Annotated in this window: 18 protein-coding genes; 8 read left to right on the forward strand and 10 right to left on the reverse strand. The window is 73.3% G+C overall.

The genetic code is table 11. From position 1 onward, the window contains the following. Positions 1 to 44: 44 nt before the first annotated feature. A complete protein-coding gene (locus ACFU5J_RS01050) occupies positions 45 to 803 on the reverse strand; it encodes a GH25 family lysozyme (protein ID WP_430573452.1) in 759 nt (252 codons plus the stop codon). Positions 804 to 860: 57 nt separating this feature from the next. Here ACFU5J_RS01050 and ACFU5J_RS01055 point away from each other — a divergent pair, with 57 nt between their 5' ends. Next, entirely contained in the window at positions 861 to 1,043 is a 183-nt protein-coding gene (locus tag ACFU5J_RS01055) for a hypothetical protein (RefSeq protein ID WP_430573453.1), read from the forward strand. A gap of 9 nt (positions 1,044 to 1,052) precedes the next feature. Here the strand turns inward: ACFU5J_RS01055 and ACFU5J_RS01060 are convergent, their stop codons facing one another. Together ACFU5J_RS01060 and ACFU5J_RS01065 are read right to left on the reverse strand one after the other, a co-directional pair. Further along, positions 1,053 to 1,721, reverse strand: a complete 669-nt coding sequence (locus ACFU5J_RS01060) for a Type 1 glutamine amidotransferase-like domain-containing protein (RefSeq protein WP_430577516.1) — start codon at positions 1,719 to 1,721, stop codon at positions 1,053 to 1,055. A 34-nt stretch (positions 1,722 to 1,755) separates the two neighbouring features. After that, entirely contained in the window at positions 1,756 to 2,766 is a 1,011-nt protein-coding gene (locus tag ACFU5J_RS01065; protein WP_430577517.1) for a phosphotransferase enzyme family protein, read from the reverse strand. Between the two features lie 37 nt (positions 2,767 to 2,803). Between ACFU5J_RS01065 and ACFU5J_RS01070 the strand changes: the two genes are divergently transcribed. Continuing rightward, positions 2,804 to 3,328 (forward strand): GNAT family N-acetyltransferase, encoded by a 525-nt coding sequence (locus ACFU5J_RS01070; RefSeq protein ID WP_430577518.1) that lies wholly within the window; start codon positions 2,804 to 2,806, stop codon positions 3,326 to 3,328. A 3-nt stretch (positions 3,329 to 3,331) separates the two neighbouring features. Here ACFU5J_RS01070 and ACFU5J_RS01075 read toward each other — a convergent pair whose 3' ends face one another. Together ACFU5J_RS01075 and ACFU5J_RS01080 are read right to left on the reverse strand one after the other, a co-directional pair. Beyond that, the gene (locus ACFU5J_RS01075; protein ID WP_430577519.1) at positions 3,332 to 6,013 is read right to left on the reverse strand and encodes an MMPL family transporter; all 2,682 of its coding nucleotides are present in this window, start codon (positions 6,011 to 6,013) and stop codon (positions 3,332 to 3,334) included. Beyond that, positions 6,006 to 6,701, reverse strand: coding sequence for a TetR/AcrR family transcriptional regulator (locus tag ACFU5J_RS01080; RefSeq protein WP_430573456.1), 696 nt, complete (start codon positions 6,699 to 6,701; stop codon positions 6,006 to 6,008). Before ACFU5J_RS01080 ends, ACFU5J_RS01075 begins: the two co-directional genes overlap by 8 nt. 170 nt (positions 6,702 to 6,871) lie before the next feature. Here ACFU5J_RS01080 and ACFU5J_RS01085 point away from each other — a divergent pair, with 170 nt between their 5' ends. The 3 genes from ACFU5J_RS01085 to ACFU5J_RS01095 all read left to right on the forward strand — a co-directional run bounded on the left by ACFU5J_RS01085 (position 6,872) and on the right by ACFU5J_RS01095 (position 10,807). Continuing rightward, positions 6,872 to 7,291, forward strand: a complete 420-nt coding sequence (locus ACFU5J_RS01085) for a transferase (RefSeq protein ID WP_430573457.1) — start codon at positions 6,872 to 6,874, stop codon at positions 7,289 to 7,291. A 382-nt stretch (positions 7,292 to 7,673) separates the two neighbouring features. Further along, positions 7,674 to 8,759, forward strand: a complete 1,086-nt coding sequence (locus ACFU5J_RS01090; protein WP_430573458.1) for an AI-2E family transporter — start codon at positions 7,674 to 7,676, stop codon at positions 8,757 to 8,759. Then, complete coding sequence (locus tag ACFU5J_RS01095; RefSeq protein ID WP_430577520.1) at positions 8,756 to 10,807, forward strand: bifunctional lysylphosphatidylglycerol flippase/synthetase MprF; 2,052 nt, start codon at positions 8,756 to 8,758, stop codon at positions 10,805 to 10,807. The genes ACFU5J_RS01090 and ACFU5J_RS01095 overlap by 4 nt, the downstream gene beginning before the upstream one ends. Before the next feature lie 72 nt (positions 10,808 to 10,879). Here the strand turns inward: ACFU5J_RS01095 and ACFU5J_RS01100 are convergent, their stop codons facing one another. Further along, the gene (locus tag ACFU5J_RS01100) at positions 10,880 to 18,730 is read right to left on the reverse strand and encodes a DUF5979 domain-containing protein (RefSeq protein ID WP_430577521.1); all 7,851 of its coding nucleotides are present in this window, start codon (positions 18,728 to 18,730) and stop codon (positions 10,880 to 10,882) included. 307 nt (positions 18,731 to 19,037) lie between these two features. Here ACFU5J_RS01100 and ACFU5J_RS01105 point away from each other — a divergent pair, with 307 nt between their 5' ends. Together ACFU5J_RS01105 and ACFU5J_RS01110 are read left to right on the forward strand one after the other, a co-directional pair. Further along, on the forward strand, positions 19,038 to 20,726 hold the full coding sequence (locus ACFU5J_RS01105) for a SulP family inorganic anion transporter (protein ID WP_430577522.1): 1,689 nt from the start codon (positions 19,038 to 19,040) through the stop codon (positions 20,724 to 20,726). Positions 20,727 to 20,829: 103 nt separating this feature from the next. After that, positions 20,830 to 22,638, forward strand: coding sequence for an alkyl/aryl-sulfatase (locus ACFU5J_RS01110; RefSeq protein ID WP_430577523.1), 1,809 nt, complete (start codon positions 20,830 to 20,832; stop codon positions 22,636 to 22,638). A 52-nt stretch (positions 22,639 to 22,690) separates the two neighbouring features. On the opposite strand, the gene ACFU5J_RS01115 is transcribed toward ACFU5J_RS01110, so the two are convergent. Further along, on the reverse strand, positions 22,691 to 23,362 hold the full coding sequence (locus tag ACFU5J_RS01115; RefSeq protein WP_430577524.1) for a GAP family protein: 672 nt from the start codon (positions 23,360 to 23,362) through the stop codon (positions 22,691 to 22,693). A gap of 162 nt (positions 23,363 to 23,524) precedes the next feature. Between ACFU5J_RS01115 and ACFU5J_RS01120 the strand changes: the two genes are divergently transcribed. Then, positions 23,525 to 25,414: an alkyl/aryl-sulfatase gene (locus ACFU5J_RS01120; RefSeq protein WP_430577525.1), complete on the forward strand. Its 1,890-nt coding sequence runs from the start codon at positions 23,525 to 23,527 to the stop codon at positions 25,412 to 25,414. Here ACFU5J_RS01120 and ACFU5J_RS01125 read toward each other — a convergent pair. From ACFU5J_RS01125 to ACFU5J_RS01135, 3 genes are read right to left on the reverse strand one after another with little or no spacing between them, the layout of a single operon-like run. Continuing rightward, entirely contained in the window at positions 25,404 to 26,057 is a 654-nt protein-coding gene (locus ACFU5J_RS01125) for a Pr6Pr family membrane protein (protein ID WP_430577526.1), read from the reverse strand. The genes ACFU5J_RS01120 and ACFU5J_RS01125 overlap by 11 nt on opposite strands. Positions 26,058 to 26,105: 48 nt before the next feature. Beyond that, positions 26,106 to 26,462, reverse strand: coding sequence for a DUF202 domain-containing protein (locus ACFU5J_RS01130; protein WP_430573466.1), 357 nt, complete (start codon positions 26,460 to 26,462; stop codon positions 26,106 to 26,108). Positions 26,463 to 26,467: 5 nt separating this feature from the next. Continuing rightward, positions 26,468 to 26,830, reverse strand: a complete 363-nt coding sequence (locus tag ACFU5J_RS01135; protein WP_430573467.1) for a YidH family protein — start codon at positions 26,828 to 26,830, stop codon at positions 26,468 to 26,470. Between the last annotated feature and the right edge of the window lie 14 nt (positions 26,831 to 26,844).

Below are 26,844 nucleotides of genomic sequence, written 5' to 3' on the forward strand. Positions count from 1 at the left end.
GCCGGTCGGACGGCGCAGATCACACGGGCGGCCGCCACGACGTGTCAGGGCTGGGTCAGGGCGCGGAGGTCGTCGAGGGTGCCGTCGAAGACGTTCATGTCGATGTACTGCTCGTCGCCCGAGTAGCCCGGCAGGGTGTCGTGGTCGGAGTACTGCCAGAACTCCCAGTCCCGGCGCGGCAGGTCGGGGCTGCTCACGACGGACCGGATCCACAGCGGGTACCGGTCGTAGCGGGCGCCCAGGTAGTCGGCGCGGATCTGCTGCGTCGTGTAGAGGATCGGCGGGACGCCGTAGTGCTCCTCGAGCGCGTCGAGCAGGGGGTCGAGGATGCCGCGCAGCTCGTCGACGGTCGGGGGGTCGGCCGCGAACTCGCCGTAGTACTCGACGTCGACGACGGGCGGGAGCGTGCCGCTCTCGGCGGGGACGACGTCGATCATGTGGGCGGCCTGGTCGGCTCCGGGGCTCTCGAAGCTGAGGAAGTGGTACGCGCCGACGAGGAGGTCGGTGTCGCGCGCGGCCGCCCAGTTCGCCGCGAACCGCTCGTCCTCGTGGCCGGACCCCTCGGTGGCCTTGATGAACGCGAAGTCGATGTCCTGCGACGCGAGCGTCGGCCAGTCGATCTCCCCCTGGTACGCGGAGACGTCGACGCCGCGGACCGCGAACTTCGCCGCCGTGACCCGGTTGGGCCACAGCACCCCCGACCACACGAGGGCCGCGAGCACCGCGACCACCAGGACGACGGCCCCGCCGCTGATCAGCAGGACGCGCCGGCGGCGGCGCGGGCGGGGGACGTCGTCATTCATCCCCCGATCCTGCCGGACCACCGTGTCCGCGGTCGCTCTCGCGCGTACCGTGGACACATGACGGCCGAGACCGTGGGCTCACCCGGTGAGCCCGACCCGCGCGAGCGCTTCCGACACCTCGACGCGCCCGTCCCGCCGGACCAGCTGCGCGCCGCGCAGGACGTCGCCCCCGTCCCTGACGAGAAGGACGACGAGCTGCGCGAGGCGGAGTGGCTGCTCCGCAACATCGGCGTCGGCTGAGCCCCGGCCTCATCCGGCGAGCGTGAGCTCCGCGCCCTGCTCGTGAACCGTCGCCCCGGCACCCCGCACCACGCGGACCGGGTCGGGCCCGAGCACGCGTGCACGGTCGCCGTCGACCGCCAGGCCGGATGCCTCCGGGATCGCCACCACCGTGCGGCCGAGGCCGCGGGCCCAGGCGGCGCTTGATTCGGGGCCGAAGACGTCGGCGTGAGGGAGCACGGCAGCGCCGTGGAGCAGCCCCAGACCGGCCTGCCCGGTGGCATCCTCGTCGCCGTCGGCGAGGGCGGCGATCTCGAGGGACTCCCCGCACAGCACCGCGCCGGCGCTGCCGCCGTAGTAGCGCCCGCCGCCGCGGACGTGGTCACGGACCGCGTCCGCGAACCCGTGCTCGCGCACCTGCGCGGCCAGCCTCGAGGTGAGTCCGCCACCGACGAACAGCAGGTCGGCCCGGGCGAGCTCGCGCGGACGTCGCCCGTCCAGGCTCGGCCAGACGTCGAGGTCGTCGACGGCGAGGCCCAGCCCGGCCAACGCCGCGGCGAACCACCCCGCCGCCCCGCCCGCCATCGTCGACGGCAGCGCGAACGGCCAGTAGACGACACGACCCGCACCGGCGAACGCCTCCGCCCACACGAGGCTCTCCTGCTCTGGCGTCCCACCGCCGGCGAGGTACATGGTCATGCGCCCATCCTGGCGGACGTCCGGGACTCGTCGTCTAGGCGGCCGTCACCTCGTCGAGCATGACGAGCGCGGCGTCGTGCCGCTGCCGCGCGTACGTGCGGAGCGTGTCGTCCACGGTGCCCGGCTCGTGGACCGGCGCCCCGAGCGGGTAGGTCGACGCGAGCGTGTAGGCGCTGCCCGCGGCGACGACCGCCGCGAGGTCGTCGGGGCGGACGGCGGGGTGGGCGAGCCGGTACGCGTCGAGCAGGGCGGGCAGCCCGTCCCGCCACCCAGGGTTCGTCACCAGGGTGCGCGGGTCGCACGCGATGCGTGCGACCTCCCACGCGAGGTAGCCCTCCGTCGGCGGCTGGAAGTCGATCACAGCAGCCACCGCGTCCCCGCGCAGGAGCACGTTCGGTGCGGCGAGGTCGCCGTGCAGCGTCTGGACCGTCAGCGGCGGCAGCGCCGCGAGCATGCGCCCCACGCGCGGCAGCAACGCCCTGCGTTCCGCGAGCGCGTCACGCGCCCAGGCCTCGAAGTCGTCCTCGACCCCTCGGCGGCGGTACTCGTCGAGCAGCCGGTCGTAACGGGCCGTGGCCGCACCCACGTCGACCAGGCCGGCCGCGGGGCGGGTCGTCGGCAGGGCGGACGGGTGCGTGGCCAGGTGGCGGTGGAGCCTGCCCACAGCCGTCCCCACTGCGCTCCAGAGGTCGCCACGGAGGCCCCCCTCCGCGGTCCGCGCCCCGTCGACGAATGCCCAGACCGAGGCGACGAGGCCGTGCCCGCGCGCGATCACCTTCCCCCGCGCCGTCCGGTGCAGGTGAGGCACCGGGGTGCCGCCCCGGCCGGCGAACTCCGTCAACGCTGCCGCCGCCCGCGCGGCCGGCACCTCCGCGAGGGTGCGGTACGCCTTCACGAACAGGCGTGTCCCGTCACCGCCGGTCGCCACGAAGTTGTCGGTGGCCGTGCCCGCCGGGACCCGTTCGACGCGGCCGACCCGGACCCCGTACGCCTCGGCGAGCAGCGACGCGACCGGGCCGGCGGCATCCAGGTCGGCGGCGTCCACGCGCCCACCCTCTCACCGTCGTGATTCGATGCCGTCCATGACCGACGACGAGGCGATCGAGCTCCGGCGGACCGACGGCGCCGGCGCGGCGGCGCTCGCCGAGCAGGTGTGGTCCTGCTACGACGCCGTGTTCGGCGACGTCGCCGACCCGGTGGAGTGGCGGACCGGGCGGTACGACCGGCACGCCGCTCACGACGGGTACCGCCTCGTGACGGCGCACGCGGACGGCGGGCTGGTGGGCTTCGCCTGGGGCTATGTCGGCCAGCGGGGCCAGTACTGGTCCGACCTCCTCGTCGAGGCGCTGCCCCGCGACGTCGCCGACGCGTGGGTGGGCGACCACTTCGAGCTGGTCGAGCTGGGCGTGCTCGCCGCCTGGCGGGGTCACGGCGTCGGCCGCCGGCTCCACGACGCCGTCCTGGAGGGTGTCGGGCGGCGCAGCCTCCTGCTCACGTCGGAGGCGGAGGACGATCCGGCCGTCGGGCTCTACCGCCGCTCCGGCTGGCGGCGGCTCGGCCGGCTGGGGCCGGGCACCCAGGTGATGGGTCGCCCGGCCCCGGAGTGAGCGCTACCGTCCCGGCTGCGTCGCGGAGCTCACCGGTCGCTCCGTCGGCTCGACGTCGCCGTCCACGTCCGCGGCGTGCGGGTGCTGACGCTCGAGGGCCGCACCCTCGACGTCGACGTTCGGCAGGATCCGGTCCAGCCACCGGGGCAGCCACCAGGCGGCGTCACCGAGCAGGTGCATGAGGGCCGGCACCACGAGCATCCGCACGACGAACGCGTCGACGAGCACGCCGAACGCGAGGGCGAACCCGATCGGCCGGATCATCGCGGACTCGGAGAACACGAACCCGCCGAACACGGAGATCATGATGATCGCGGCCGCCGTGACCACGGAGCGGCCGGCCCGGAAGCCCTGCACGACGGCGACGCGCGCCGGGGCGCCGTGCGCGTACGCCTCCCGCATCCCCGAGCCCAGGAACAGCATGTAGTCCATCGCCAGGCCGAACAGGATGCCGACGAGGATCGTGGGCAGGAAGTTGAGGATCGGCCCCGGGTGGTCGACCCCGAAGACGCCGGACAGCCAGCCCCACTGGTAGATGGCGACGACGCCGCCGAGGGCCGCGAAGTACGACAGCACGAAGCCGAGCGTCGCGATGATCGGCACCAGCAACGACCGGAACACCACGATGAGGATCAGCAGCGACAGGCCGATGACGACGCCGAGGTAGAGCGGCAGCGCGTCGGACAGCTTCTGCGAGATGTCGATGTTCCCGGACGCCGCGCCCGCGACGCCGATCTCGACGTCGCCGCTCACGGTGTCCGCGCCGTCGGCGGACGCCGCGTCGATCGACAGCGGCGACAGGTCGCGCAGGGTGTGGACGAGCTGCTCGGTGGACTCGCTCGTCGGCCCCTCGGCCGGCACCACCTGGAAGGCGATCATCGTGCCGTCGTCCGACGTCCCCGCGGGCGCGACCGCGACCACGTCGTCCTGGTCGGCCAGCTGCGTGGCGACGGCCAGCTGGGTCGCGACCTCGTCGTCGTCGGTGACCGCCTGCGGCAGGTCGGCCACGACGAGCAGCGGCCCGTTGACGCCCGGCCCGAACTCGTCGGCGATCGTCGTGTACGCCTGGAACGTCGTGGAGTCCGGCGAGTCCGACGACCCGTCGGGCAGGTTGATCCGCAGGTCCATGGCCGGGACGGCGATCGCGCCGAGCACGGCGACGCCGAGCACCACGCGGCCCACGGCCACGGGCGTCCGCATCGGCCGCACGGGGCCGGCGGACGCGGAGGCCGCGTGCCTCGCGTCGTGCGCGGCGTGCTCCTCGGCGCCCGCGTGCAGGCGTCCGCGCTCCTTGCGGCTGAGGATGCGCATCCCGATGGCGGACAGCAGGGCCGGCGTGAGCGTCACGGACACGAGCACGGCGACGGCGACGGACGCCGCGCCGACGGTGCCCATGAGGCCGAGGAAGGGGATCCCGGTGACGTTGAGGGCCAGGAGCGCGATGACCACCGTCGCCCCGGCGAACACGACGGCGTTGCCCGAGGTGCCGTTGGCGAGCGCCACGGACTCGCGGACCTCGTAGCCGTCCTTGAGCTGGTGACGGTGCCGGTTGACGATGAAGAGCGCGTAGTCGATCCCGACGGCGAGGCCGAGCATGAGGCCGAGCACCGGCGTCACGGACGACATCTGCACCACGCCGGAGAACGCGAGCGCGCCCAGCGCGGCGATCCCGACGCCGACGAGCGCGGTGACCAGCGGCAGGCCGGCCCCGATGAGGGTGCCGAGCATGACGACGAGCACGACGGCCGCCACGATCAGCCCGATGACCTCGCCGGGCCCGACGATCGCGGGGGTCTCCATGGCGAGGTCGGAGCCGAGGTCGGCGTGCACCCCGTCGACGTCCGCGACGCCGTCGGTGATCGCGCCGATGGCGGCGTCCTTCGTCTCCTGCGAGATGTCCATCTGGTCGTCGGCGAAGATCACCGTGGCGACCGCCGTCGACCCGTCGTCGGAGACGAGCTTGATCCCCGAGGACAGGTCCAGCAGCTCCTTGCCCTGCTCCAGCTGGGTGGCCTGCTCCTCGAGCTCCGCCGTGCCGTCCTTCAGCTCGGCGGACTTCTCGTCGAGCGTGTCCTGCTGCTTGTCCAGCTCCGCCGTGCCGGCGTCGAGCTGGGCCTGCTGCGCGTCGAGCTGCGGGGCCGCGGCCTCCGCCTGCCCGGCGGCCTCCGCCTGCGCGCGGGCGTCGTCGAGCTGGTCCTGCCCGGCCTCGAGCTCGGCGCGCGCGTCGTCGATCTGCTGCTGGCCGGCGTCGAGCTGGTCCTGCCCGTCGGAGAGCTGGTCACGGCCGTCGGCGAGCTGCTTCTCGCCGTCCGCGAGCTTGTCCGCCTGCTCCTGCCGGTCGGCCTCGCTGGCGAACGGGTCGACGACGTCCTCGACCCCGTCGACGTCCCGCACGTCGGCGAGGACGCCGCGGAGGGCCTTCTCCTGGCCCGCGGTGAGCGATGAACCGTCGTCCGTGGTCAGCACCACCGTCCCCGTGCCGCCCGCGGCCTCCGGCATCTCGTCCGCGAGCCGGTCGGTCACCTCCTGCGTCGGGGTGCCGGGGATCGTGAAGCTGTCGGACAGCGTCCCCGCCCCGACGGCGTACCCGGCGCCGGCGACGGCCAGGATCACCACCCAGACGGCGATCACGGTCTTGACGCGCCGGGACGCGAAGCGTCCGAGGCGGTAGAGGAGCTCAGCCATGGTGTCCTTCCGAGGGGCGGGCGGAGGTGCCCGGGGCGATGTGGTCGAGCAGGTCCGTCCAGAGGCTGCGGGAGGCGGCGTCGGTGGCCGCCCCGGTCCGGGCGAACCAGTGCCGGTGCAGCACGACGAGGCTGCTCATGGCCTGCGCGACGAGGAGGTCCACGTCGAGGGGATCCACCCGTGGGTGGCGGTGCACGAGGTCTCCGGCGAGGTCCTCGCTGACGTCCGACAGCGACCTCAGCAGCAGCATCGCCTGGTGCGAGGGCACGCCCGAGACGTCCTCGGACCGGCCCTGCAGCCCGAGCCCGCGCGTGAGGGACGCCATCGGGCCGACGAGGTCCGCGCGGCGCAGCGCCCCGACGAGGTCGGCGAGGGCTGCGGCGCGCGGACCGTCCGCGCCGCCGGGCCGGGCGTCCGGCGGGTCGACGGCGAGGAGCGCGTCGCGCACGGAGGCGAAGATCCCCGCCCCGACGGCGGCCACCACGTCGTCGAGCGACGCGAAGTGGTTGAAGACCGTGCGCCGGGACACGCCCGCGCGGTCGGCGAGGTCGTCGACCGAGAAGTCGATGCCCGCCGACTCGTCCATGAGGGCGGTGGCGGCGTCGACGATGCTCCGGCGGGTGCGGGCCTTGAGGCGCGCACGGGTGCCGAGGGTCGCGTCGTCGTCCGGGCGGAGGTCGGGGGGCACCCGGCGACGGTAGACACTTCGCTGCACTGAGTGCAACGAATCGTCACCGTGATCCCGGTCACCGAGCCCCACCGGGCAGGCCGCCGTTGCCTCGGGATCCCACTCCCGGGAACAAGGGACGCCGCTTGCGCGTTATGTCACAAGATTGCCACGCACCTCTAGGAGCACTCTTGCGACGCATCCCCCGAAAGGTCGAGATCGAGCACGAGCCGGGGAAGTACACCCGATACCTCCGGCACGACAACGGCGAGGGCTTCGTCTCGCCGCACGCGAGCGTCCACCCCGACGCCACCATCAGGCCGGGCGCCTACGTCGAGGCCGGGGCCCGCGTGGGCGCGCGCGCCCAGGTGGGGCGGTTCAGCTGGGTGGACGTGGACGCCGTCGTCGGGCAGGGCGCCCGCGTGGACGAGAACGTGCACGTCGGCGTCCGCGGCGTCGTCGGCGACGGCGCGCGGGTCGGCGCCGGCAGCCGGCTCGGCGCCGACAGCCGCGTGCCCGCCGGCATGGTGGTGCCGCCCGACGCGATCGTCCCCGACGGCGAGACCGCGCACGGCACGCGTCGCCGCAAGGACTTCGGCACGGCCGCCTGACGCTCCCTCCCGAGCCGTTCCCGGGGCCGCCCTCCGCGGCCGGCCCACCGCCCCCAGGACGTTGCTATGGTGGCCGGTTCATCGACCCACCTGGAGGCGAGTGGAGGTGAACTCACGTGGCCAAGAGCTCGAAGAAGCAGCCGGCGCTCACCCTCAAGGAGAAGCGCGTGCAGAAGCGCGAGAGGACTGCCGAGACCACCGTGAAGGCGCGTAAGCGATAGACCCCCCTCAGGCCGGGCCGGCCGTCCCCGCGACGGCCGGCCCGGCCGTCTCGTGCCCGCACGACGGCGCCACCTGCACGGACGCCGTCGACGCCTCCGACTGCGACGCGCGCCGCGAGCCCCCGCGCGGGATGATGCTCGGGACCGACCCGAGGAGCCCCGTGCCCGACCACGCCCCCGAGACCGCCCGCCGGACCGGCGCCGTCGTCCTGCGCCTGGGCCGGGTGGGCTGGGCCGTCGTCGGCATCGCCGCCGCGGCGGTCGTCGTCTACGCCGCCGTGTCCGCGATCAGCGGCCTCGTGGTTCCCCTCGTCGTGGCGGCCGTGCTGGGCGTGCTGCTCCACCCGCTGGTCGACCGGCTGGAACGGCTGGGGCTGCGCCGCGGGCTCGGGTCGCTCGCCGTGCTCGTCGCGCTGGGCGGCGTCCTCGCGCTCGCCGTGGGGGTGACGGCCGACGGCATCGCCGACCAGTCGGCGGAGATCGCCGACCGGCTGAGCAGCGGGCTCGCCACGCTCCAGCAGGAGCTGGCGGGCACCACGCTCGACCTCACGGGCATCGACCTGGGCGACGCCTCGTCCTCGCTCAGCGGGGGCCTCGCCAGCCTGTTCGGCAGCGTGTTCTCGAGCGCGGCGGCGTTCGTCGTCGGCACGTTCATCGCCGTCTTCTTCCTCTTCTACGTCATGGCCGACTGGCCCCGCATCGAGGCGTTCGCCGCCAGGCACTCGTCGGTCGGCGCGACCCGGGGCGACGTCGTGATCGAGGAGGCGACCCTCACGCTGCGCCGCTACTTCGGCGCGCTGACGTCGTCGAGCCTGGTCACCGCCGTGCTCATCGCGATCGGCGCGATCGTCCTGGACGTCCCCCTCGCGTTCTCCATCGCGCTCGTGACGTTCGTGACGTCGTACATCCCCTACCTCGGGGCGATCATCTCCGGCGCCTTCGCCGTGCTCATCGCGCTCGGGTCGCAAGGGCTGCCGCAGGCGCTGATCCTGCTGGCGGTGATCCTCGTGGTGCAGAACGTGGTGCAGACGCTGATGCTCACCAAGCTGTCCTCCGACCAGCTCCGCCTGCACCCCATCGTGAACCTCGGCTCGACGATCGTCGGCGCCGTCCTCGCCGGCCTGCTCGGCGCCATGCTGTCCGCCCCGGTGACGGTCATCCTGCGCGACGTCCTCGGGCACGCGCGCGGAGACGAGCGCGCGGCCGACGGGCACGACGACCAGGCCGTGGCCGAGGCCGGCCCATGACCCTGATCCGCCGCGCGCCGTTCACCCTCGCCGTCGTGGCGCTCATGCTCGTGCTCGGCGTCGTGTCGCAGGGCCTGTGGAGCCCGCTGAAGGACTCGTCGTGGTTCGACGTCGTGGCGTTCGGCGCCCCCGCGTTCCGCGACGGCCGCTGGTGGACCCCGGTGACCGGCTCGTTCTTCGCCCCCGTCCCCTGGGGATACGTGCCGGTGGTGGGCATCTTCCTCGTCCTGGTCGGCTGGACGGAGCTGCGCCTCGGCACCCGCCGCGCCGCGCTCGTCACGGCGACGACGCAGCTGGTGGGCGTCGTCGCGACGGCCGCGGGCCTGACCCTCCTCGCGCGCACCGGCTGGTCGTGGGCCGTGGGCCTGGCGGACGACCTCGACGTCGGGTTCAGCGCCGGCGTCACCGGCGCGATCACGGTGACCGCGCTGAGCTTCCCCTCGCCGTGGCGCCAGCGCGCCAGCGCGGTCGTCGCCGCGTACGTGCTCGTCGGGCTGGTCGTGGGCGGTGGCATCGCCGACGTGGAGCACGTGCTGGGCTGGCTGGCCGGCCTCGTCGTCGCACGGCCGCTGCTCGGTCCGCGCCTCGGCGGCCGCACCCGCGCCGGGAGGGTGCAGCGCGACCGCGTCACGGCGGCGGGCTACTTCGCGCTGTCCGCGCTCATCGTCGTGCTCGCCGCGTTCGCCGCGGGCCCCGCCGGCGGGCCGCTGGGCAAGGTCGAGAGCGACGACTGGCCCACCGGCCTCATCTCGCTGACCGTCGACCTCGTCCTCGCCGTCGGCCTGTTCCGCGGGCGGCGCGTGTGGTGGCGGGTAGCCGTCGCCCTCACGGTGCTGGGCGTGCTCGCCGAGACGGTGCTGGTGCTCGCGTCGGCCGTGGAGCTGCCCCAGCAGCTGCCCCTCTACCTGCTCATGCTGCTGCTCGACGCCGGCGCGCTGGCGCTGCTCGTCGTGCGGCGGGCGTCGTTCCGCACCCGGCGGCACGCGCGCCCCTGGTCCCGGGACCAGCTCGACCAGGCGGAGGCGCGCGCCACCGTCGCGCGCCTCGGCGCCGGGCAGCGGCTCGCCTGGATGACGACGTGGGACGGCAACGAGCGCTGGACCTCCCCCGGCCTGCCCGGGTACGTCGCCTACCAGGCGCACGCCGGCGTCGCCGTCGCGCTCACCGACCCCGTCGGCGACGGGCCGCAGGGTCGCGCCGAGCTCATGGACGCCTTCGTCGACGCCGCGTCCGCCGCCGGGTCCGGCTCCTGCTTCTTCTCCTCCAGCCCCGAGCTCGCGGAGCTCGGCAGGCAGCGCGGCTGGACGGTCGTGCGCGTCGCGGAGGAAGCCGTCGTCGACCTCCCGGGCCTCGAGTTCCGCGGCAAGAAGTGGCAGGACGTGCGGACCGCCGTCAACCAGGCCGCGAAGCACGGCGTCGAGCACCGGCTCGTCACCCTCGCCGACGAGCCGCCCGAGACGCTCGCGCAGGTGCGGGCCATCTCCGAGGCGTGGCTCGGCGACTCCGACCTCCCCGAGATGGCGTTCACCCTCGGCGGCGTGCGCGAGGCGCTGGACCCCGCCGTGCGCGTCGGGCTCGCCACCGACGCCGACGGGCGCGTGCACGGCGTCACGAGCTGGCTGCCCGTGCACGCCCCCGGCGGCCAGGTGGTCGGCTGGACCCTCGACGTCATGCGCCGCGCCCCCGACTCGTTCCGCTACACGATGGAGCTGCTCATCGCGGGCGCGCTCACCACGTTCCGCGACGAGGGCGCCCTGGAGGCCTCCCTGTCCGGCAGCCCGCTGGCGCGCGACGACGACGGCACGCCCGGCGGCGTCGACGCCGCCCTCGACCGCCTCGCCGAGGCGCTCGAGCCGCTGTACGGCTTTGACTCCCTGCACCGCTTCAAGCAGAAGTTCCAGCCCCGCAGCGTGCCGCTCAGCCTCGTCGTGCCGGAGCCCGCGACCCTGCCGCTGGTCGGCCTCGCGCTCGTGCGCTGCTACCTCCCCGAGGCGCGCGCCCGCGACCTCCTCGCCGCGGCCCGCTCGGCGAGCCGCGACGCCGCCTGAGCGGCTCCTCCCCCGCACACGACGACGGCGCCGGCCCCGGTGAACCCGGGGCCGGCGCCGTCACGTCGACCGTCAGTGCTGGCGGCGGCGCCGGATCCCGACGAGGACCGCCCCGGCCGCGAGCAGCAGCACCGCGATCCCCACCCACATGACGATGTCGGCACCGGTGACCGGCAGCGAGCCGCCCCCGTGGTCGCCACCGTCGCTCGGCGGCACCGGCGGGGCCGGGAACACGTTGGTCACCGTGAGCTGCGCCGGGTCGGCCGCGACGGTCGCCGCGCCCGGGTCGCCGTCGCCGATCGTCGAGACCGTCGACGACGTCGCGCCGCCGTCGTCCGTCTCCGTGACCACGCACTCGGCGCCGATCGGCAGCCCCGCGTACGTGACGGTGTCGCCCCCCGCGATCTCGCGCGCCGCGCCGCCCGGGACCGTGATGTCCTCGCCCTGGAACGTGCAGGCGAGGGTCACCTCGAACGGGCCCACGTCGTAGGAGCTGCCCTCGAAGTCGACCACCTTCTCCACCGCGATCGACCCGACGTCGAACGTGTTGGTCACGGTGATCACCGCCGGGTCGGCGTCCGCGCCCGGCACGACCACCTGGCCGGGGTCGCCGCCCTCGACGGTCGTGGAGACCGTCGACGACGCCGCGCCCGCGGCGTCGGTCTCGGTGACCACGCACTCCGCGCCGACGGGCAGCCCGTCGTAGGTCGCCGGCTCGTCGGGCGTCACCGTGCGGGTGGCTCCGCCCGGCACCTCGATCGCCTCACCCAGGAAGGTGCAGGTGAGCGAGACCTCGAACGGCGCGGTCACGAACTCGGCGCCGTCGCCGTCGAGCACCTTCTCCACCTGGATCGACCCGGCGTCATAGGTGTTCGTGACCGTCACCACCTGCGGCGGGGCCGGCAGCACCCGGTCCTCGTCGACCACGAACGGGCTCGGCTCGATCGTGGTGGAGGTGGCGCCGCCCGTCTCGGTCTCCGTGACGGTGCAGGTCGCCCCGACCGGCAGCCCGAAGTACACCCCCGGCAGCCCCGGGCCGAACGGCCGCACCGCGCCGCCCGGGACCGGGATCTCCGCCCCCTGGAACGTGCACGAGAGGGACGCGCGGTACGGGATGCCCTCCAGCGGGAACTGCGCGTAGAAGTCGTCGAGCTGGGCGATCAGTGCCGCGAGCTCCTCCGGCGTGACGGGCTCGTCCGGCAGCTCGGGCAGCGGCGGGATGTCGGGCATGCCGGGCGCGAAGTCCGCGGCGTCGCCGTCGACCGTCTTCTCCACCAGCACCGGGGCCGTGAGGAAGGTGTTGGTGACCGTGACGGTCACGGTGGTCGCCTCCCCGCCGTCCGCGGGCGGCACGACGACGTCCGCCGAGTTCCCGTCCACGGGCTCACCGCCGTCCACGCTCACGGACACCTCGGTGGCACCGAAGTCGTCCGTCTCCGTGACGGTGCACTCCGCGCCGACCGGCAGCCCCTCGTAGACGGCCGGCTGGCCCGGGACGAACGTCCGGACCGCGCCACCCGGGATCACGATCTCGACCGGGTCGCCGTTGCCGTCCTCGCCGTAGGTGCAGGCCAGCGTGACCTCGAACGGCCCGGGGCCGTAGAGGGCGCCGAGACCGTCGAGCTCCTTGTCCACCTCGATCGTGCCGAGGTCGAACGTGTTGGTGATGACCACCTGGGCCGGCTCGTCCGCGTCCACCGTCACGGTGTCGGGCACGACGACCGCACCGGTGGCCCCGCCGTCGTTCGTCTCCGTGATCGTGCACTCGGCGCCGACGGGCAGGTTGGCGATCTGCGCGTCGAGCGGTCCGGCGCCGCCGAGCACCACCGTGCCGTCGTAGACCGTGCCGGCCTCGCCGGGCCCGTCGCCGTCGGCGTCGTAGGTGCAGACCACCTGGATCGTGAACGGCCCCGCGCCGTAGGCGGGCCCGCCCTCGCCGTCGACCACCTTCTGCAGGTTGATCACCCCGACGTCGAAGGTGTTCTCCAGCGCGATCTCCGCGCCGGCCGTGCCGTCCTCGTCGGGCACGACCGTGACGTCGGCCGACGTCCCGTCCGTCTCGACCGGGTCCTCGCCCGGGGTCGTCACCGTGATGGTGGTGCCCGCCGCGTCGGCGGTGTTCGTCTCGGTGACGGTGCACTCGGAGTTCACCGGCAGGCCGGTGAGCTCCACGGGCGTGCCGTCCTCGTCGAGCTCCACGACCATCGGGGTGTCCGCGTCGTACCCGTCGGCGAACACCGGCTCGCCGAGGAACGTGCACTCCACGGTCGCCTCGAACGGGCCGTAGGACACCGGGTTCCCGTCCTGGTCGACGGCGTCGCTCTCGACCGACTTCGACAGCACCAGGCCGCCGAGGTCGTAGATGTTGAGGGCCGAGATGGTCGTCGGGTCCTCGTCCACGGTCTCGGAGTCGATGGTCACCGTGCCGACGACCAGCGCGGTCTCGCCATTCACCCCGGAGTCCTCGGTGATCGTGCACTCCGCGCCGTAGGGCAGGTTCGGCACCACCGTCGGCGTGCCCGGCACCACGGTGATGGGTATCGGGTCGAGCTCCTTCTCCACCCACGAGCCCGGCGCGGACGTGCACTGCACGTTGAGCTGGAACTCGTCCGGCGCGTAGGCCGCCCCGTCGCCCTCGACCAGCTTCGTCACCGCGAGCGGGCCCGACGCCGTGGCGACGCCGACCTTCTGGCCCTCTGCGGGCAGGAGGTTGTGCATCGTCCCGTCCGACCGCTGGTACGAGGCCGACACGGCGGCCGAGTTCCACGCGATCGAGCGGTCGCCCGCCGCGGGCACCTCGGGAGGTGTGGTCGAGGTGGCCTCGATGGCCACGTACTCGCCCGGCTCGAACGGCTCGTCCTCGGGGAAGGTGAGGACGAACTTGATCGCGGTGATGTCGTCGAAGACCGACACCGGCGTGTCCTCGGTGAACGGTGCCCAGCCCGTCGCCGGGTCCGTCGGGCAGATCGGCTCGTTCAGCGGGTTCTCGATGTCGTCGTTGCACAGCGCGTCGGCGGTCGTGTAGGCGAACGCGACCTCCGTGCCTGCCGGCGCGTTCACGAGCGCCGGCGGCGGGTCGGCCTTGAGGATCGCCGCCCACTGCGACCCGCGCTCGGTCCCCTCACCGGGGCGCGCGTACGAGCTCGTGTCCCCAGGCGTGGGGAACCGGTCGTAGCCGACCACCTTGGTGAACGGGTTGTTGCCGACGTTGTCGATCCGCACGCGCCAGGTCTCGTCGTGCCCCGGCGCGATGACCGGGACGCACGGGTAGGCGTAGAAGCCCGCGACGTTCGGCTGGCAGACCACCGGCGAGCCGGTGTAGTCCGGGTCGACGATGACGTCGAGCTCGTCGTCGTTCGTCGCCTTGACGAACTTCGACTGGGCGAGCACGGCGCTCTCCGTAGGACGGACGTCGGAGCTCGCCTCGCAGGCCCCGGTCTCCTCGTCGATGGTGCCCGCGGGCGGGTTGTCACCGCTCACGGCGTTCCAGCACTCGTCCCAGGGCCGGTCGCCGATGACGCCCGCGGTGTTCGCCACGCGCGTGTCCGGGGCGAGTCCCACCCGGAACCGCACCATGACGGTGATCGTGTACGTCTGGTTCGGCTCGAGCACCGAGCCGTCCGGGAACGAGAACCCGAGGCTCGCGATGTCTCCCGTCTGGTCCACCGTCACCTGCGCGGCGTCGGTCGGGAGGTCGGGGGTGCCGGGGTCCGGGTCGTCGCCGGTCAGCGCGTACGAGAACGGCTCCGCGACGTCCGCCAGCCGCAGCTGCGCACCCTGGCCGTCGGTGGGCATCGGGTCGTCGACGATCGTCGGGTCCACGATCGGCCGGTCCCCCGTGTTCTTGATCGTGATGTTCATGGGGAACACCGCGTTCGGGTTCTTGGTGCCGCCCGTGACTGTGCCGTCGAAGTCCTTGACGATCGCCACCCCGTTGGTGGCGTGCCGGTACAGGATCGACGACTCCGCCTCGTCGTCGGCGCTCACGGGCCCGATCTCGCCGGTCCCCGGGTCGACGACGAGGTCGGCGCCGGTGACCGTCCCCTGCACGGAGTTGCTCGCCACACCCGGGTCGCTCTCGCCGGGCCCGGGCGGGTTGGCCGCCAGGTCCGGCAGCACCGGGCCGCCGGAGCGCATCTCGTCACGGCGCAGGATCTCGATCGGGACCGCCTGCGTCGGGGTCGCGGGGTTCTCCCAGACGGACCCGTCCGTGCGGCTGAAGGTGAACCGCAGGCCCTGCACGTCCTCCGGATCCACCGTCGAGGGAAGCGTGAAGGTGCTCGACGGCGCGCCGGTCACCCACTGCCCGCCGGTCACCGTGACCGGGTCGGCGGAGCCCGGGTCGCCGGTGAACGTGCCGCCCACGAAGGCGTCGACCTGCACCTGCTGGATCGGCGCCGTCAGGGTGGCGCCGTCGAACCCGACGAAGTCGTACTGGTTCCAGAACTGCGGGTCGTCGTCGGTGAGCACCATCTCCACCGCGCGCGACGGACCGAGCGGCTGGCCGGTGAGCGTCATGATGACCGGCGCGTCGTCGGCGCCGCCCTGGCCGTGGTTCGGCTCGACCACCGTGTCCGGGCTGAACGACTTGCCCACGGCGATGTCGATCGCCGCCGTCTGCAGCAGCATGTCGTCGCTGTCGTTCGCGAGCCGGTCGTCCTGGCCCGGGACTCCACCCGGGTCGTTGATCGTGGCGGCCGCGCCGTTGGGCACCGGGTTCTGGTCGACGTCGATCGCGCCGTCGTCGCCGTAGACCGGATCGCCCGTGTACCGATCGGTCGCCCGGAGCTGGAGCGTGAGCTCCATCGTCCCCGTCGCGCCCGGCTCGACGAGCCCGTCGTACGCCACCTCGATGCCGACCGCGTCGGCGAGCTGCGCCGGCGTGAGCGCCTCGGCCCCTGCCTCGTCGAACGTCGCGGTCTCGCCCGCCGTGTTGGTCAGCGTCACCGTGGTCGACGTCGCCCCGTCCGGGGGGGTGAGGTCGATCGCGGTGAGCGTGAACGTGTCGAACGGGTGCGTCCCCGCGGCCGTCTGCACGGTTCCCGACCCCTGGTCCGTCGGGTCGACGAGCCGGAGCTGGTCGACCTTGGCGTTGGACGCGTTGGTGCCGGTGACGGTCACCGTGGTGCTCGGGTAGAACTGCGCGGGGGTGCCCGGCGGCGGCACGGAGATCGGTCCGCCCGTCCAGTCCTTGCTCACCGTCACGTTGAGCGGCTGGTCGATGATCAGCACGTCGTCGTCGTCGGTGTCCGTGTACTCGTCGCCGTCGAACGTGCCCGTGGCGCGCGCCGTGTCGTTCACGAGCCCCGCGTCGTCGGTGTTGTAGATCGTGCCGTTCGTGGACCCGAGCGCCGGGCTGCCGTCGCTGCGCTTGGTGTCCCGCACCTGGAACGTGAGGTTCAGGTGCCGGCCGTCCGACAGCGTGGACCGCGCCACCCCGTCGCCCGCCGCGGGCTCGGTCGGGTCGTCCGGCGTCGCCGTGCGCGACGGCGACTCCGTGTAGACGATGCGCACGGAAGTCGTCGACGCCTGCTCCGCCTCGGTGAGGTCCACCGCGGGCATGCCGCCGTCGCACGGGGCGGTGGTGGTGCAGGTGGCGTTGGTCGCCTGGACCCAGGCGGTCCCGTTCCACAGCTCGACTCCGACGATCGCGTCGTACGGGATCAGCGGGTCGAGACCGCTGTCGATCGCCGGGATGCTGACCAGGTCGAAGGCGTCGTAGAACGAGTCCGCGATCGGCGTCGTCTCCGGGTCGGCGATGTCCGAGATCACCATCGGGTCGACGCCCGAGAAGCCGTTCGTGGACCAGGTGATCTGTGCCGTCGCCTGGTCGTCGGAGCGGGCGAGGACGCTCACGGGCTGCTCGCCGAGGAAGGTCTTCTCGATGAAGTCGAGGTCGCCCTCACCGTCCACGGGGAACGGGTCCACGGTGGCGCACCCCTCGGCGGGGTCGGTCGGGCTGACCGTGCCGGACGACGCGCTGGAGGCGCCGCAGTTCTCGATCGGGTCGTCCCGGTCCGTAGGCCCGGTGTACTCGGCGACGAAGTTCGGCTGGAAGCTGGTGCCGGGCGGGAACCCGTCAGCCGTCGAGTCGTAGACGAACTGGACGCCCTCGGCGTCGTCGGGGAGGGTGCAGCTCACGGTGTCCGGCCCGGTGAACGGTCCGCAGCCCGGCGCCGGCACCCACGCGGTGCCGTTCCAGTAGTTGACCGTGAGGGTCGAGTCGGCCGGCACGTCCGTCGACCGCACGGCGGTCGGGACGAAGTTCTCGGACCATTCGTCAGGGCTGGTCGGGTCGCTCGGGTCGGAGATCACGACCTGGTCGGCGTTGGTCGTCGAACCGTCAGGGCCGAACGGCAGCAGCTGGGTGGGCAGCTGCACGATGACGCTCTGTCCCGGCACCGCGGGGATCGTCGACGGCGAGATCTGCTTGTCCGTCTCGGTGGCGAGCCGGTCCACCAGGGTGAGCAGGCCGTCCGACGCGTCGGCGGGGTCGGCGTTCGGCACCGTCGCCTCGACGGTGTTGTCGTGGGTGACGTTCTCGGGGTCCTGGTCGGGGTCGGTGTCCGCCGTGAAGGGCACCGTCGCCTCGGCGCCGGTCACGATCGTGCCCGTGTACTCGATGCTGAACCCCACCACCGTGCAGCCGGCGGGCGGGTCGGGCAGCGTGTCCGGCGCGGTCGCCGGGATGGGGTCCGTGGTGGTGCCGTCGGCGCAGGTGAACGTCACCGCCGCGGCGTCCGCGTCGGCCGGCCACTGCACGCCGGCGCCCGCGCCGTCGGTGCCCCAGCCGGTGAACGTGATCGGGTCGTCGCCCGTGAACGGGTTGTTCGTGTTCGGCGCCGGCTCCGTGATCGTCATCGAGTCCGTGGGCGTGCCCGTGTTCGTGGCGCCCAGGGTCACGGTGGTGGGGTCGCCCGCGCTCACCGTGGCCGGGTCGAAGCTCTTGCTGGCGGTCACCGAGTTGTTGGGCGGCGTGATGACGTACGTGTCGTCCGCCGTCGTCGGGTCGGACTCGTCGTCGCCGTGCGTCACGTACGACGACGCGTCGTTGGTGACCGTCGTCGGGTCGGTGAGGTCCGCGACGGCGTCGCTCTGCTGCACGTCGACCGGGATCGTGGCCGTGGCGCCGGGCTGGATGTCGCCGCTGAACGTGTAGCGCACCCCCTGCACCGTGGCGGGGTCGACGGAGTCGTCGAGCGGCTCCCACGAGTCGCCGTCCCAGTACTCCTGGGTCACCGTGTCGGCGTTCGGCGGCAGCGTGATGTCGCCGGTGCTCACGTACTCGAGGTAGGTGAAGGGGTTCGGGTCGGCCGTCGGGTCGACCGGGTCCTGGACCACCAGGGTGTCGACCGGGTCGTTCGACGTGTTCGTCGCGCCGATGGTCATCGTCGCGGCGGTACCGGGCGCCGCGAGCGCCCCCTCGGGGTCGATGGACTTGGTGGTCTCGGAGTCGAGCACGAGGTCGACGTCCGGCGCGATGGTGGCGTCCGCCGAGTCCTCGGCCGCGTTGTCCGCGACGACGGTGGCGGTGTTGACGATCGGGACGCCGTTCTCGCTGTACGGGAGGTCGGGGTCGATCTGGACGGTGATGACGATGGTGGCCTGCTCGCCGTTGGTGAAGCTGGGCCACGTCGCCGTCACCACGTCGCCGTCGGTGTCGATCGTGAGGTCACCCGCGGTGCCGCTCGGCTGGTCGACGATCTCCGCGGTGACGAGCTCCAGCCCGTCGGGCAGGTCGTCCGTGAACACGGTGTTCTGGCACGGCGAACTGGGGTCGGAGCAGGAGATCTGCACCTCGTAGGTGACCTGCTGTCCCGGCGAGTACGGCCCGGGGGTGGTGGCCTCCTTGCTGATGCTCCACGTCGCCGCGGACGCCGTGGTCGCCGGGATGATCGCCCCGGCCAGGCCGAGCGCGAGCACGCCGAGGACCGACCAGCCGCGGCTGAACCGCCTGCCCTGCCGCCTCCGTGCGTGCCGTCCGCCGTGCCTCGTCGCCGCGCGACCACTAGCCATCGAAGTTCTCCCCCACCCCGGTGTCCTCACGCGCGCGCCATAAGGTGCGCGCACGCCACCTCCGAAGGTGTCAGAGATGAGGGGAGATGGCGCGGTGAACGGCGATATGTCCGGGTCCTCGGGCCGGACGCGTCACGCGGGCTGCGGTCGCGGCGTCCCCGCTGGTGGGGCAGGGTGCTGCGTGCATCCCCGGCCACCACAGGAGGGCACCCCAGTGAGCGACGCCACGTCGGGCCGGAAGGCCCGGAAGCTGCCCCGGCCGACCCCACGCGACGTCGTCTCCGGCTTCGTCACCGGCCTGTTCTCCATCCCCGAGGGCATGGCGTACGCGACGGTCGGCGGGTTCGCCGCGCCGATGGGCCTGTGGTCGGGCGCGGTGTCGACCGTCGTCGGCTCGGTGTTCTCCCGCACGGTGCTGATGGTCACGACGCTGACCAGCGCCATCGCCCTGTCCGCCAAGAGCGTGCTCACCGACGCGGGCCTGGACCCCGGCGACCTCGGCGCGGTCGCGGCGCTCACAGTCGTCGTCGGGCTGTGGATGCTGCTGCTCGGCCTGCTGCGGCTCGGGTCGGTGATGTCGTTCGTCTCCACGGCGGTGATGACGGGCTTCACCGCCGGCATCGCGGTCCAGATCGTCGCCGGCGTGGTGAAGGACGCCACCGGGTACGAGCCGCAGTCGCACAACACGGTCGCGAAGCTCGTGGAGGCCGTGGTGCACGTGGGCGACTGGGACGGCCCGACCGTCGCCGTCGCCGTCGCGACCGTCGCCGCGTGGGCCGCGCTGAGCCTCGTGCCCCGCCTGAAAAAGACGGCGACGCTGCTCGCGCTGGTCGTCGTCACCGTCGTCGTCGCGCTGCTGGGCACGACGGTCGAGCTCGTCTCCGACATCGCCGCGATCCCGCGCTCGCTGCCGCCGTTCACTCTGCCGGACGTGGGGTCCATGGGCGCCCTCGTCTCCGGCGGGCTCGCGATCGCGCTCGTCGCGCTGGCCCAGGCTGCGGGGATCGGCGCCGCCGTGCCGAACCCGGACGGGTCGCGCACCGACGTGTCGAAGGACTTCACCGCCCAGGGCCTCGCCAACGTGGCCGGCGGGTTCTTCGGCGCCCTCCCCACCGGCGGGTCGCTGTCCCGCACGGGCGTCGCGACGAGCGGCGGCGCGCAGACCCGCTGGGCGGGCATCTTCTCCGGCCTGTGGCTCATCGTCATCGTGCTGGCCGTGGGGCCGCTGGCCGGCTTCATCCCCATGGCCGTCATCGGCGGCCTGCTGCTCGTCATCGGCGGGGAGCTCGTCGTCGGGCGCTGGCCCGACATCGTGCTCGTGTTCCGCACGTCGTGGCTCTCCGCCGCCGCGCTGGTCGTGACGTTCGTCGCCACCACGCAGCTGCCGCTGCAGCAGGCGATCTTCCTCGGCGCCGGCCTGTCCATCGTGCTGTTCGCGGTGCAGTCGGCCAAGCGCGGCCGGATCGTCGAGCTCGCGCCCACCGGCGACGGCGGCTTCCGCGTCGCCGACGCCCCCACGACCCTGCCGAGCGGGCGCACCACCGTGCTGCACTACATGGGCTCCGGGTTCTTCGCCGAGGTGAACCGCCTCGAGGAGGAGTGGCCGCACACCGCGGACTCCCACGACGCCGCCCTCGTGATCTCGCTGCGCGGCTCCGCGGGGATCCCGTCGACGACGTTCCTCAAGTCGCTCGACCGCCTGCTGGACCGCTGGCACGACCACGGCGTCGAGGTGGTCGTGTGCGGCGTCCCCGACGCCCTGGCCCGCCGGTTCGCCACCGGCGGCGTGTCACGACGGCTGCAGGACTCCGTGGTGCCCGAGTCCGAGGTGCTCTTCGACGCCGTGCGCGAGGCCTACGACCTCGCCGAGCGGCGCCGCCGGGAGCGCGCCGCCTCGTCCTGACCCACGCACGTCGGTACCCGCCGCGCGCATTCCTTCTTCGCTTGCGACAGTGAAGCCGGGCGCCGGGCAGACCGCGCTCATGGACGGGACGAAAGGCAGCGCTGTGGCACTCGACTACACCGACCGCACCGACTTCGACAACGCCGAGCGAGGGCTCGTCGACCGGCTCGAGCCCTGCACGATCACGGACGCGACAGGGCGGGTCGTGTTCGACATGGAGCAGTACGCGTTCCTCGAGGGCGATGCGCCGGAGACGGTGCACCCGAGCCTGTGGCGCCAGGCGCAGCTCTGCGCCGTCCACGGCCTGTTCGAGGTCGCCGACGGGATCTACCAGGTGCGGGGCCTGGACATCTCGAACATGACCATCGTCGAGGGCGACACCGGCATCGTCGTCATCGACCCGCTCATCAGCGTGGAGACGGCCGCCGCCGCCCTGGCGCTGTACCGCCGCAACCGGGGCGACCGCCCGGTGACGGGGCTGATCTACACCCACTCGCACGCCGACCACTTCGGCGGCGCCGGCGGGGTCCTTCCCGACGGCGCCGGAGACGTGCCGATCCTCGCCCCGGCGGGCTTCCTCGAGCACGCCGTGTCGGAGAACGTGTACGCCGGCACCGCGATGAACCGGCGCGCGTCGTACATGTACGCGGCCATCCTCGCCGCGAGCCCGACGGGCCAGCTCAGCACCGGGCTCGGGATCGCCACGTCCACCGGCACCGTCTCGCTGCTCCCGCCCACCGTGGACATCACGCGAACGGGCCAGGAGGAGGTCGTCGACGGGGTCCGCATCGTGTTCCAGATGACGCCCGGCACCGAGGCGCCGTCCGAGATGAACTTCCACTTCCCCGACCGACGTGCGCTGTGCATGGCCGAGAACGCGACGCACAACCTGCACAACCTGCTGACCCTGCGCGGTGCCCTCGTGCGCGACCCCCGCATCTGGGCGCGCTACCTCGACGAGTCGATCGAGCTGTTCGCCGACTCGTCGGACGTCGTCTTCGCGTCCCACCACTGGCCCACGTGGGGGCAGGACGAGATCGTCACATACCTCTCCCAGCAGCGGGACCTGTACGCCTACCTCCACGACCAGACCCTGCGGCTCCTCAACTCCGGCCACACCGGCGCGGAGATCGCCGAGGAGATCCGGCTTCCGGCGGTCCTCGACGACGCCTGGCACACCCGCGGGTACTACGGCTCCGTGAGCCACAACGTCAAGGCGATCTACCAGCGCTACATGGGCTGGTTCGACGGCAACCCGTCGTCCCTGTGGGCGCATCCGCCCGTCGAGGCCGCGACCCGCTACGTCGACGTCATCGGTGGCCAGGAGGCCGTCAGGGCCAAGGCCGCCGAGTACGCCGAGCGCGGCGACCTGCGGTTCGCCGCCGAGCTCCTCAAGCACGCCGTGTTCGCGGACCCTCAGGACGCCGCCGCCAAGGAGGCGCTCGCCGGGGTCTACGAACGGCTCGGCTACGGTGCCGAGAACGCCACGTGGCGCGGCTTCTACCTCTCCGGGGCGCGCGAGCTGCGCCACGGCGTCACGCCGCCCCCCATCGGTGACCTGGGGGCCGGGCTGGCCGCAGGCCTCTCGGTCGACCAGCTCTTCGACACCCTCGCGATCCGCGTGGACGGGATCAAGGCGGCACGGCAGCCCCTCGTCATCGACTGGTCGTTCACCGACACGGGCGACACGGTGCGCACCGCGCTCTCGAACGGCGCCCTGATCCAGACGAAGAACCCGACCCGCGCGGCCGACGTCGACCTCACCCTGCGCCTCACCAAGACCCAGCTGCTCGGCATCCTGGTCGGCAAGGGGCTGGACGGCGTCGACCAGGACGGCGACGCCGCCGCTCTCGACCGCCTCCTCGGCGTGCTCACCGCGTCCGACGGCGCGTTCGCCATCGTCACGCCCTGACCGCCGGCGGCACGCTCGCCCCGGAGCCCCGCACGACCTGCGGGGCTCCGGCTCAGAGCGCGGTGATGCCGTCGCCGATCATCTTGGCGCCGATGACGAGCAGCAGGACCGCCATGATCACGGCGTTGTTCTGGACCATCCAGGTCTTCAAGCCGTCGAGGACGGCCGCGGCCCGGTCGCCCATCGCCAGGTAGATCACCAGCGGGGTCACGACGCCCACGCTGGCGACGAGCGCGAAGACGACGGCCGCCACGACCTGGGCGTTCGTGTCCCTAGGAGCGGCCGCCGCGATGGCGGCGCCGCCGGAGACGACCAGCAGCAGGTTCTTCGGGTTGACGGCGCTGAGCAGCACCGCGAGGCCCAGCGCCTTGCCGGGCGTGAACCCGTCGATGGCCGCCATCCACTTCGGTGTCTCCGGCTCCACGCCCTCGCGCGGCCGCCCGCGCCACTGCCTCACCGCCACCAGCAGGAGCAGCAGGCCCAGCACGACCTTGACGAGCGCCGCCCACAGGGGCGTGCCCTCGTCGTCGGGCACCGCCGACCCCGCGAGCACCGCGACCAGCCCGACGACGACGAGCACCGACACGAACCAGCCGACCAGGAACGCCCCCGCGTTCGCCCTCGCGCGCTCGCTGACGAGCATCAGCACCACCGCCACGATGGGCAGCGGGCTGATCAGCACCCCCACCGCGACGGGAAGGGACTGGCCGATCGCTGCACCCACGTGGTCTCCTCAGCCGGCGTCGTCGACACCGCGATGCGGGCCGCCGCTCAGACGGTAGGCACCCGGCAGGGAAACCGCAGGTCGAGACAGCACGTCAGCGCGTCACAGCGGTGACGGCACCCTCGCCGCGCGCACGTGGCGCTCCGGTGCCACCCTGGCGCCATGCCGAGCACACCGAAGCCAGCCGCGCCCACGATCGCCGCCCAGCAGCGGGAGCTGCTCGGCACCCTCCCCTTCTCGGACACCCAGGACTTCGAGGACGCCTCACGCGGGCTCGTCGCCCGCCGGTCGCCGAACGCGATCACGGCGGAGGACGGGCGGGTCGTGTGGGACAACGACACCTACGCGTTCCTCACCGGTGACGCGCCGGACTCCGTGAACCCGAGCCTGTGGCGGCAGTCGCGGCTCGTCGCCGAGCAGGGCCTGTTCGAGGTGGTCGAGGGCATCTACCAGGTGCGCGGCTTCGACCTGTCGAACGTGACGTTCATCGAGGGCGACACGGGCGTCATCGTGCTCGACCCGCTGATCTCGACCGAGACCGCGGCCGCCGCCCTCGCCCTCTACCGCGAGCACCGCGGGGACCGCCCGGTCACGGGGATCATCTACACCCACTGCCACGTCGACCACTTCGGCGGCGTCAAGGGGGTCACCACGCAGGAGGACGTCGACGCGGGCCGCGTGCCCGTCGTCGCGCCCGCGGACTTCACGGAGCACGCCGTCGCGGAGAACGTCTACGCGGGCACCGCGATGGGCCGCCGCGCCGGCTACATGTACGGCGCCGCGCTGGCCCGAGGCCCGCGGGGCCAGGTGGGCGCCGGCCTCGGGCAGACGACGTCCACCGGCACCGTCACTCTCATCGCCCCCACCCTCGACATCACGACGACGGGGCAGGAGGAGACGGTCGACGGCGTCCGGATGGTGTTCCAGATGGCGCCCGGCACCGAGGCCCCCGCCGAGATGCTCATCTGGTTCCCCGACCGCGGCGCCCTGTGCACGGCCGAGGACGCCACCCACACGCTGCACAACCTGCTCACCCTGCGCGGCGCCGTCGTGCGCGACCCGCACGCCTGGGCCAACTACCTCACCGAGACGATCGACCTGTTCGGGGCGGACGTCGAGGCCGTCTTCGCCTCGCACCACTGGCCCACCTGGGGCAACGAGCGCATCGTGACGTTCCTGTCCGAGCAGCGCGACCTCTACGCCTACCTGCACGACCAGACGCTGCGCCTGCTCAACAAGGGGTTCACGGGCGCCGAGATCGCCGAGCGGCTGCCGCTCCCGCCGGCGTTGGAGAACGCGTGGCACGCCCGCGGCTACTACGGCTCGGTGAGCCACGACATCAAGGCGATCTACCAGCGCTACATGGGCTGGTACGACGGCAACCCGGCCCACCTGTGGCAGCACCCGCCCCAGGAGCAGGGCAAGCGCTACGTCGAGTTCATGGGCGGCGCGGACGCCGTGGTGGAGAAGGCCCGCGCGTCGTTCGACGCCGGCGACTTCCGCTGGGTGGCGGAGGTGCTGAGCCACGTCGTGTTCGCGCAGCCGGACCACGCCGGGGCGAAGGAGCTGCTCGCCGACACGTTCGAGCAGCTCGGCTACGGCGCCGAGAACGGCACGTGGCGGTCGGTGTACCTGTCGGGCGCCACCGAGCTGCGCAGCGGGAACTTCGGCACCCCGACGCAGACCGCGTCGGCGGACATCGTCGCGCACCTCTCCCCCGAGATGCTGTTCGACGCCCTCGCGATCCAGATCGACGGCCCGAGGGCGTGGGACCACCGCGTCACCGCCGACGTCGTGCTATCCGACGCCGACGCGCGCTACCGGCTCCGCCTCGCGAACGGCGCCCTCACCTACAGCGCCAAGCCGCAGCCCGACGCCGCCGACGTCACGATCACCACCACGCGGGCCGCCCTCCCCGCGCTCGCCGGTGGCCTGGACCCGGCGCGCCTGGCCGCGGCCGGCATCGAGCTCACGGGCGACACCGCCGCCCTGGACAAGGTGCACGGCATCCTCGACCCCGGCGACCCGGACTTCGCCATCGTCACGCCGTGAGCTGAGGGTCCCTGACCCCAGGGACCACCGCCCCGGGGACGACGGGGCGGGCGGGGAGCAGCCGGTCGACGCCGACGATGAGCAGCCCGAGCACGTAGAAGGCGCCGCCGTAGACGACCAGGTTGACACCCAGCCCGCCCCACCCGAGCGCGTCGAGGTCGATGAAGCCGTACGGGTACGCGCTGCCCGGGCTGACCTGCCCGCGCACGAGGATCGCCCCGAAGTACAGCACCGGGAACAGCATCCACAGGCCCGCGTGGCGCAGGCGCGCGCGCCGGTGGGGGTCGAGGAGCAGGAAGTCCAGCACGACGGCGACCGGCAGCGCCCGGTGCTCCACCTGGCCGTCGGTCAGGCCGAGGAAGACGGCGGGCGCGTCGGGCGACTCGGGGGCGAGCACCAGCCACGCGACGAGCCCCGTGATGGTGGCGGCCAGCGTCACCAGCCCCTTCGCCCACACCGGCGGCTGCGGGCGGCGCAGCAGCGTCACGACGGCCGCCCACCCGAACACCGCCACCGCCAGGAAGCTGGTGAGGTTGGTGAAGTAGACGAACCCCTCGACGTCGCCGTCGCGCCAGATGGCGCGCGTGCCGACGAGGCCGAGGACGACGACGAGGAGCCGGAACAGGCCGACGATCACGAACATGGGCGTCAGTGAAGCAGACGCCGCCTCCCCCGCGGCCCGACGTCCTGCCTAGAACACCAGCACCGCGACCAGCCCGCCGAGGCCGAGCAGGGCCGTGCCCGCGCACATGAGCACGATCCGGCGGCCGTGCCGCAGCCGCGGCTCGTCGGCCTCGAGGTGCAGCGCGGTGTGCCGGGCGTGCCGCTTCGCGAACCACCACAGCGGCGGCGTGAGGGCGAGGGCGACCGCCGCGGCCAGCGCGAACGACGTCGAGCCGTCCACGCCAGGAAGCGTCTGCCACGCCACGGCGCAGGCGGCCGTGAAGGACAGCAGCGTGCGCCGCCACGCGAGCGAGGTGCGCTCCACCTGCAGGCCCCGGTCGCGCTCGGGGCCGACGAGCGGCGGGTCCAGCGGCGGCTCGGCCATCGCGGTCAGTGCAGCAGCAGCGCGAGCAGCACGAGCACGCCCACGACGGTGATGGTCAGGACCAGCACGAACCCGGTGGTCGCACCCGGGAGCGGCCCGTGCTCCCGCATCGCCCGCTCGGCGCGAGCCCACTCCACCGCGGCCGCGACCGGGACGACGGCGCCGGCCACCAGGAGCACGATCGCGGCCGTGAGGCGCAGGTGCGGCTCCATCGGCAGGTCGAGCGTCTCGAGCGCGGTGCCGCCGGCGATCAGCCCCAGGGCGGTGCGCAGCCACGCGAGGATCGTGCGCTCGTTGGCGAGGGAGAACCGCGGGTCGGGCTCCGTGCCCTGCTCGTAGACCCACCGGGGGAAGCGCTCGCGACTCACGAGGCCCGAGCCTA

The organism is Isoptericola sp. NPDC057559 (assembly GCF_042801555.1).
Classification (GTDB): domain Bacteria; phylum Actinomycetota; class Actinomycetes; order Actinomycetales; family Cellulomonadaceae; genus Isoptericola.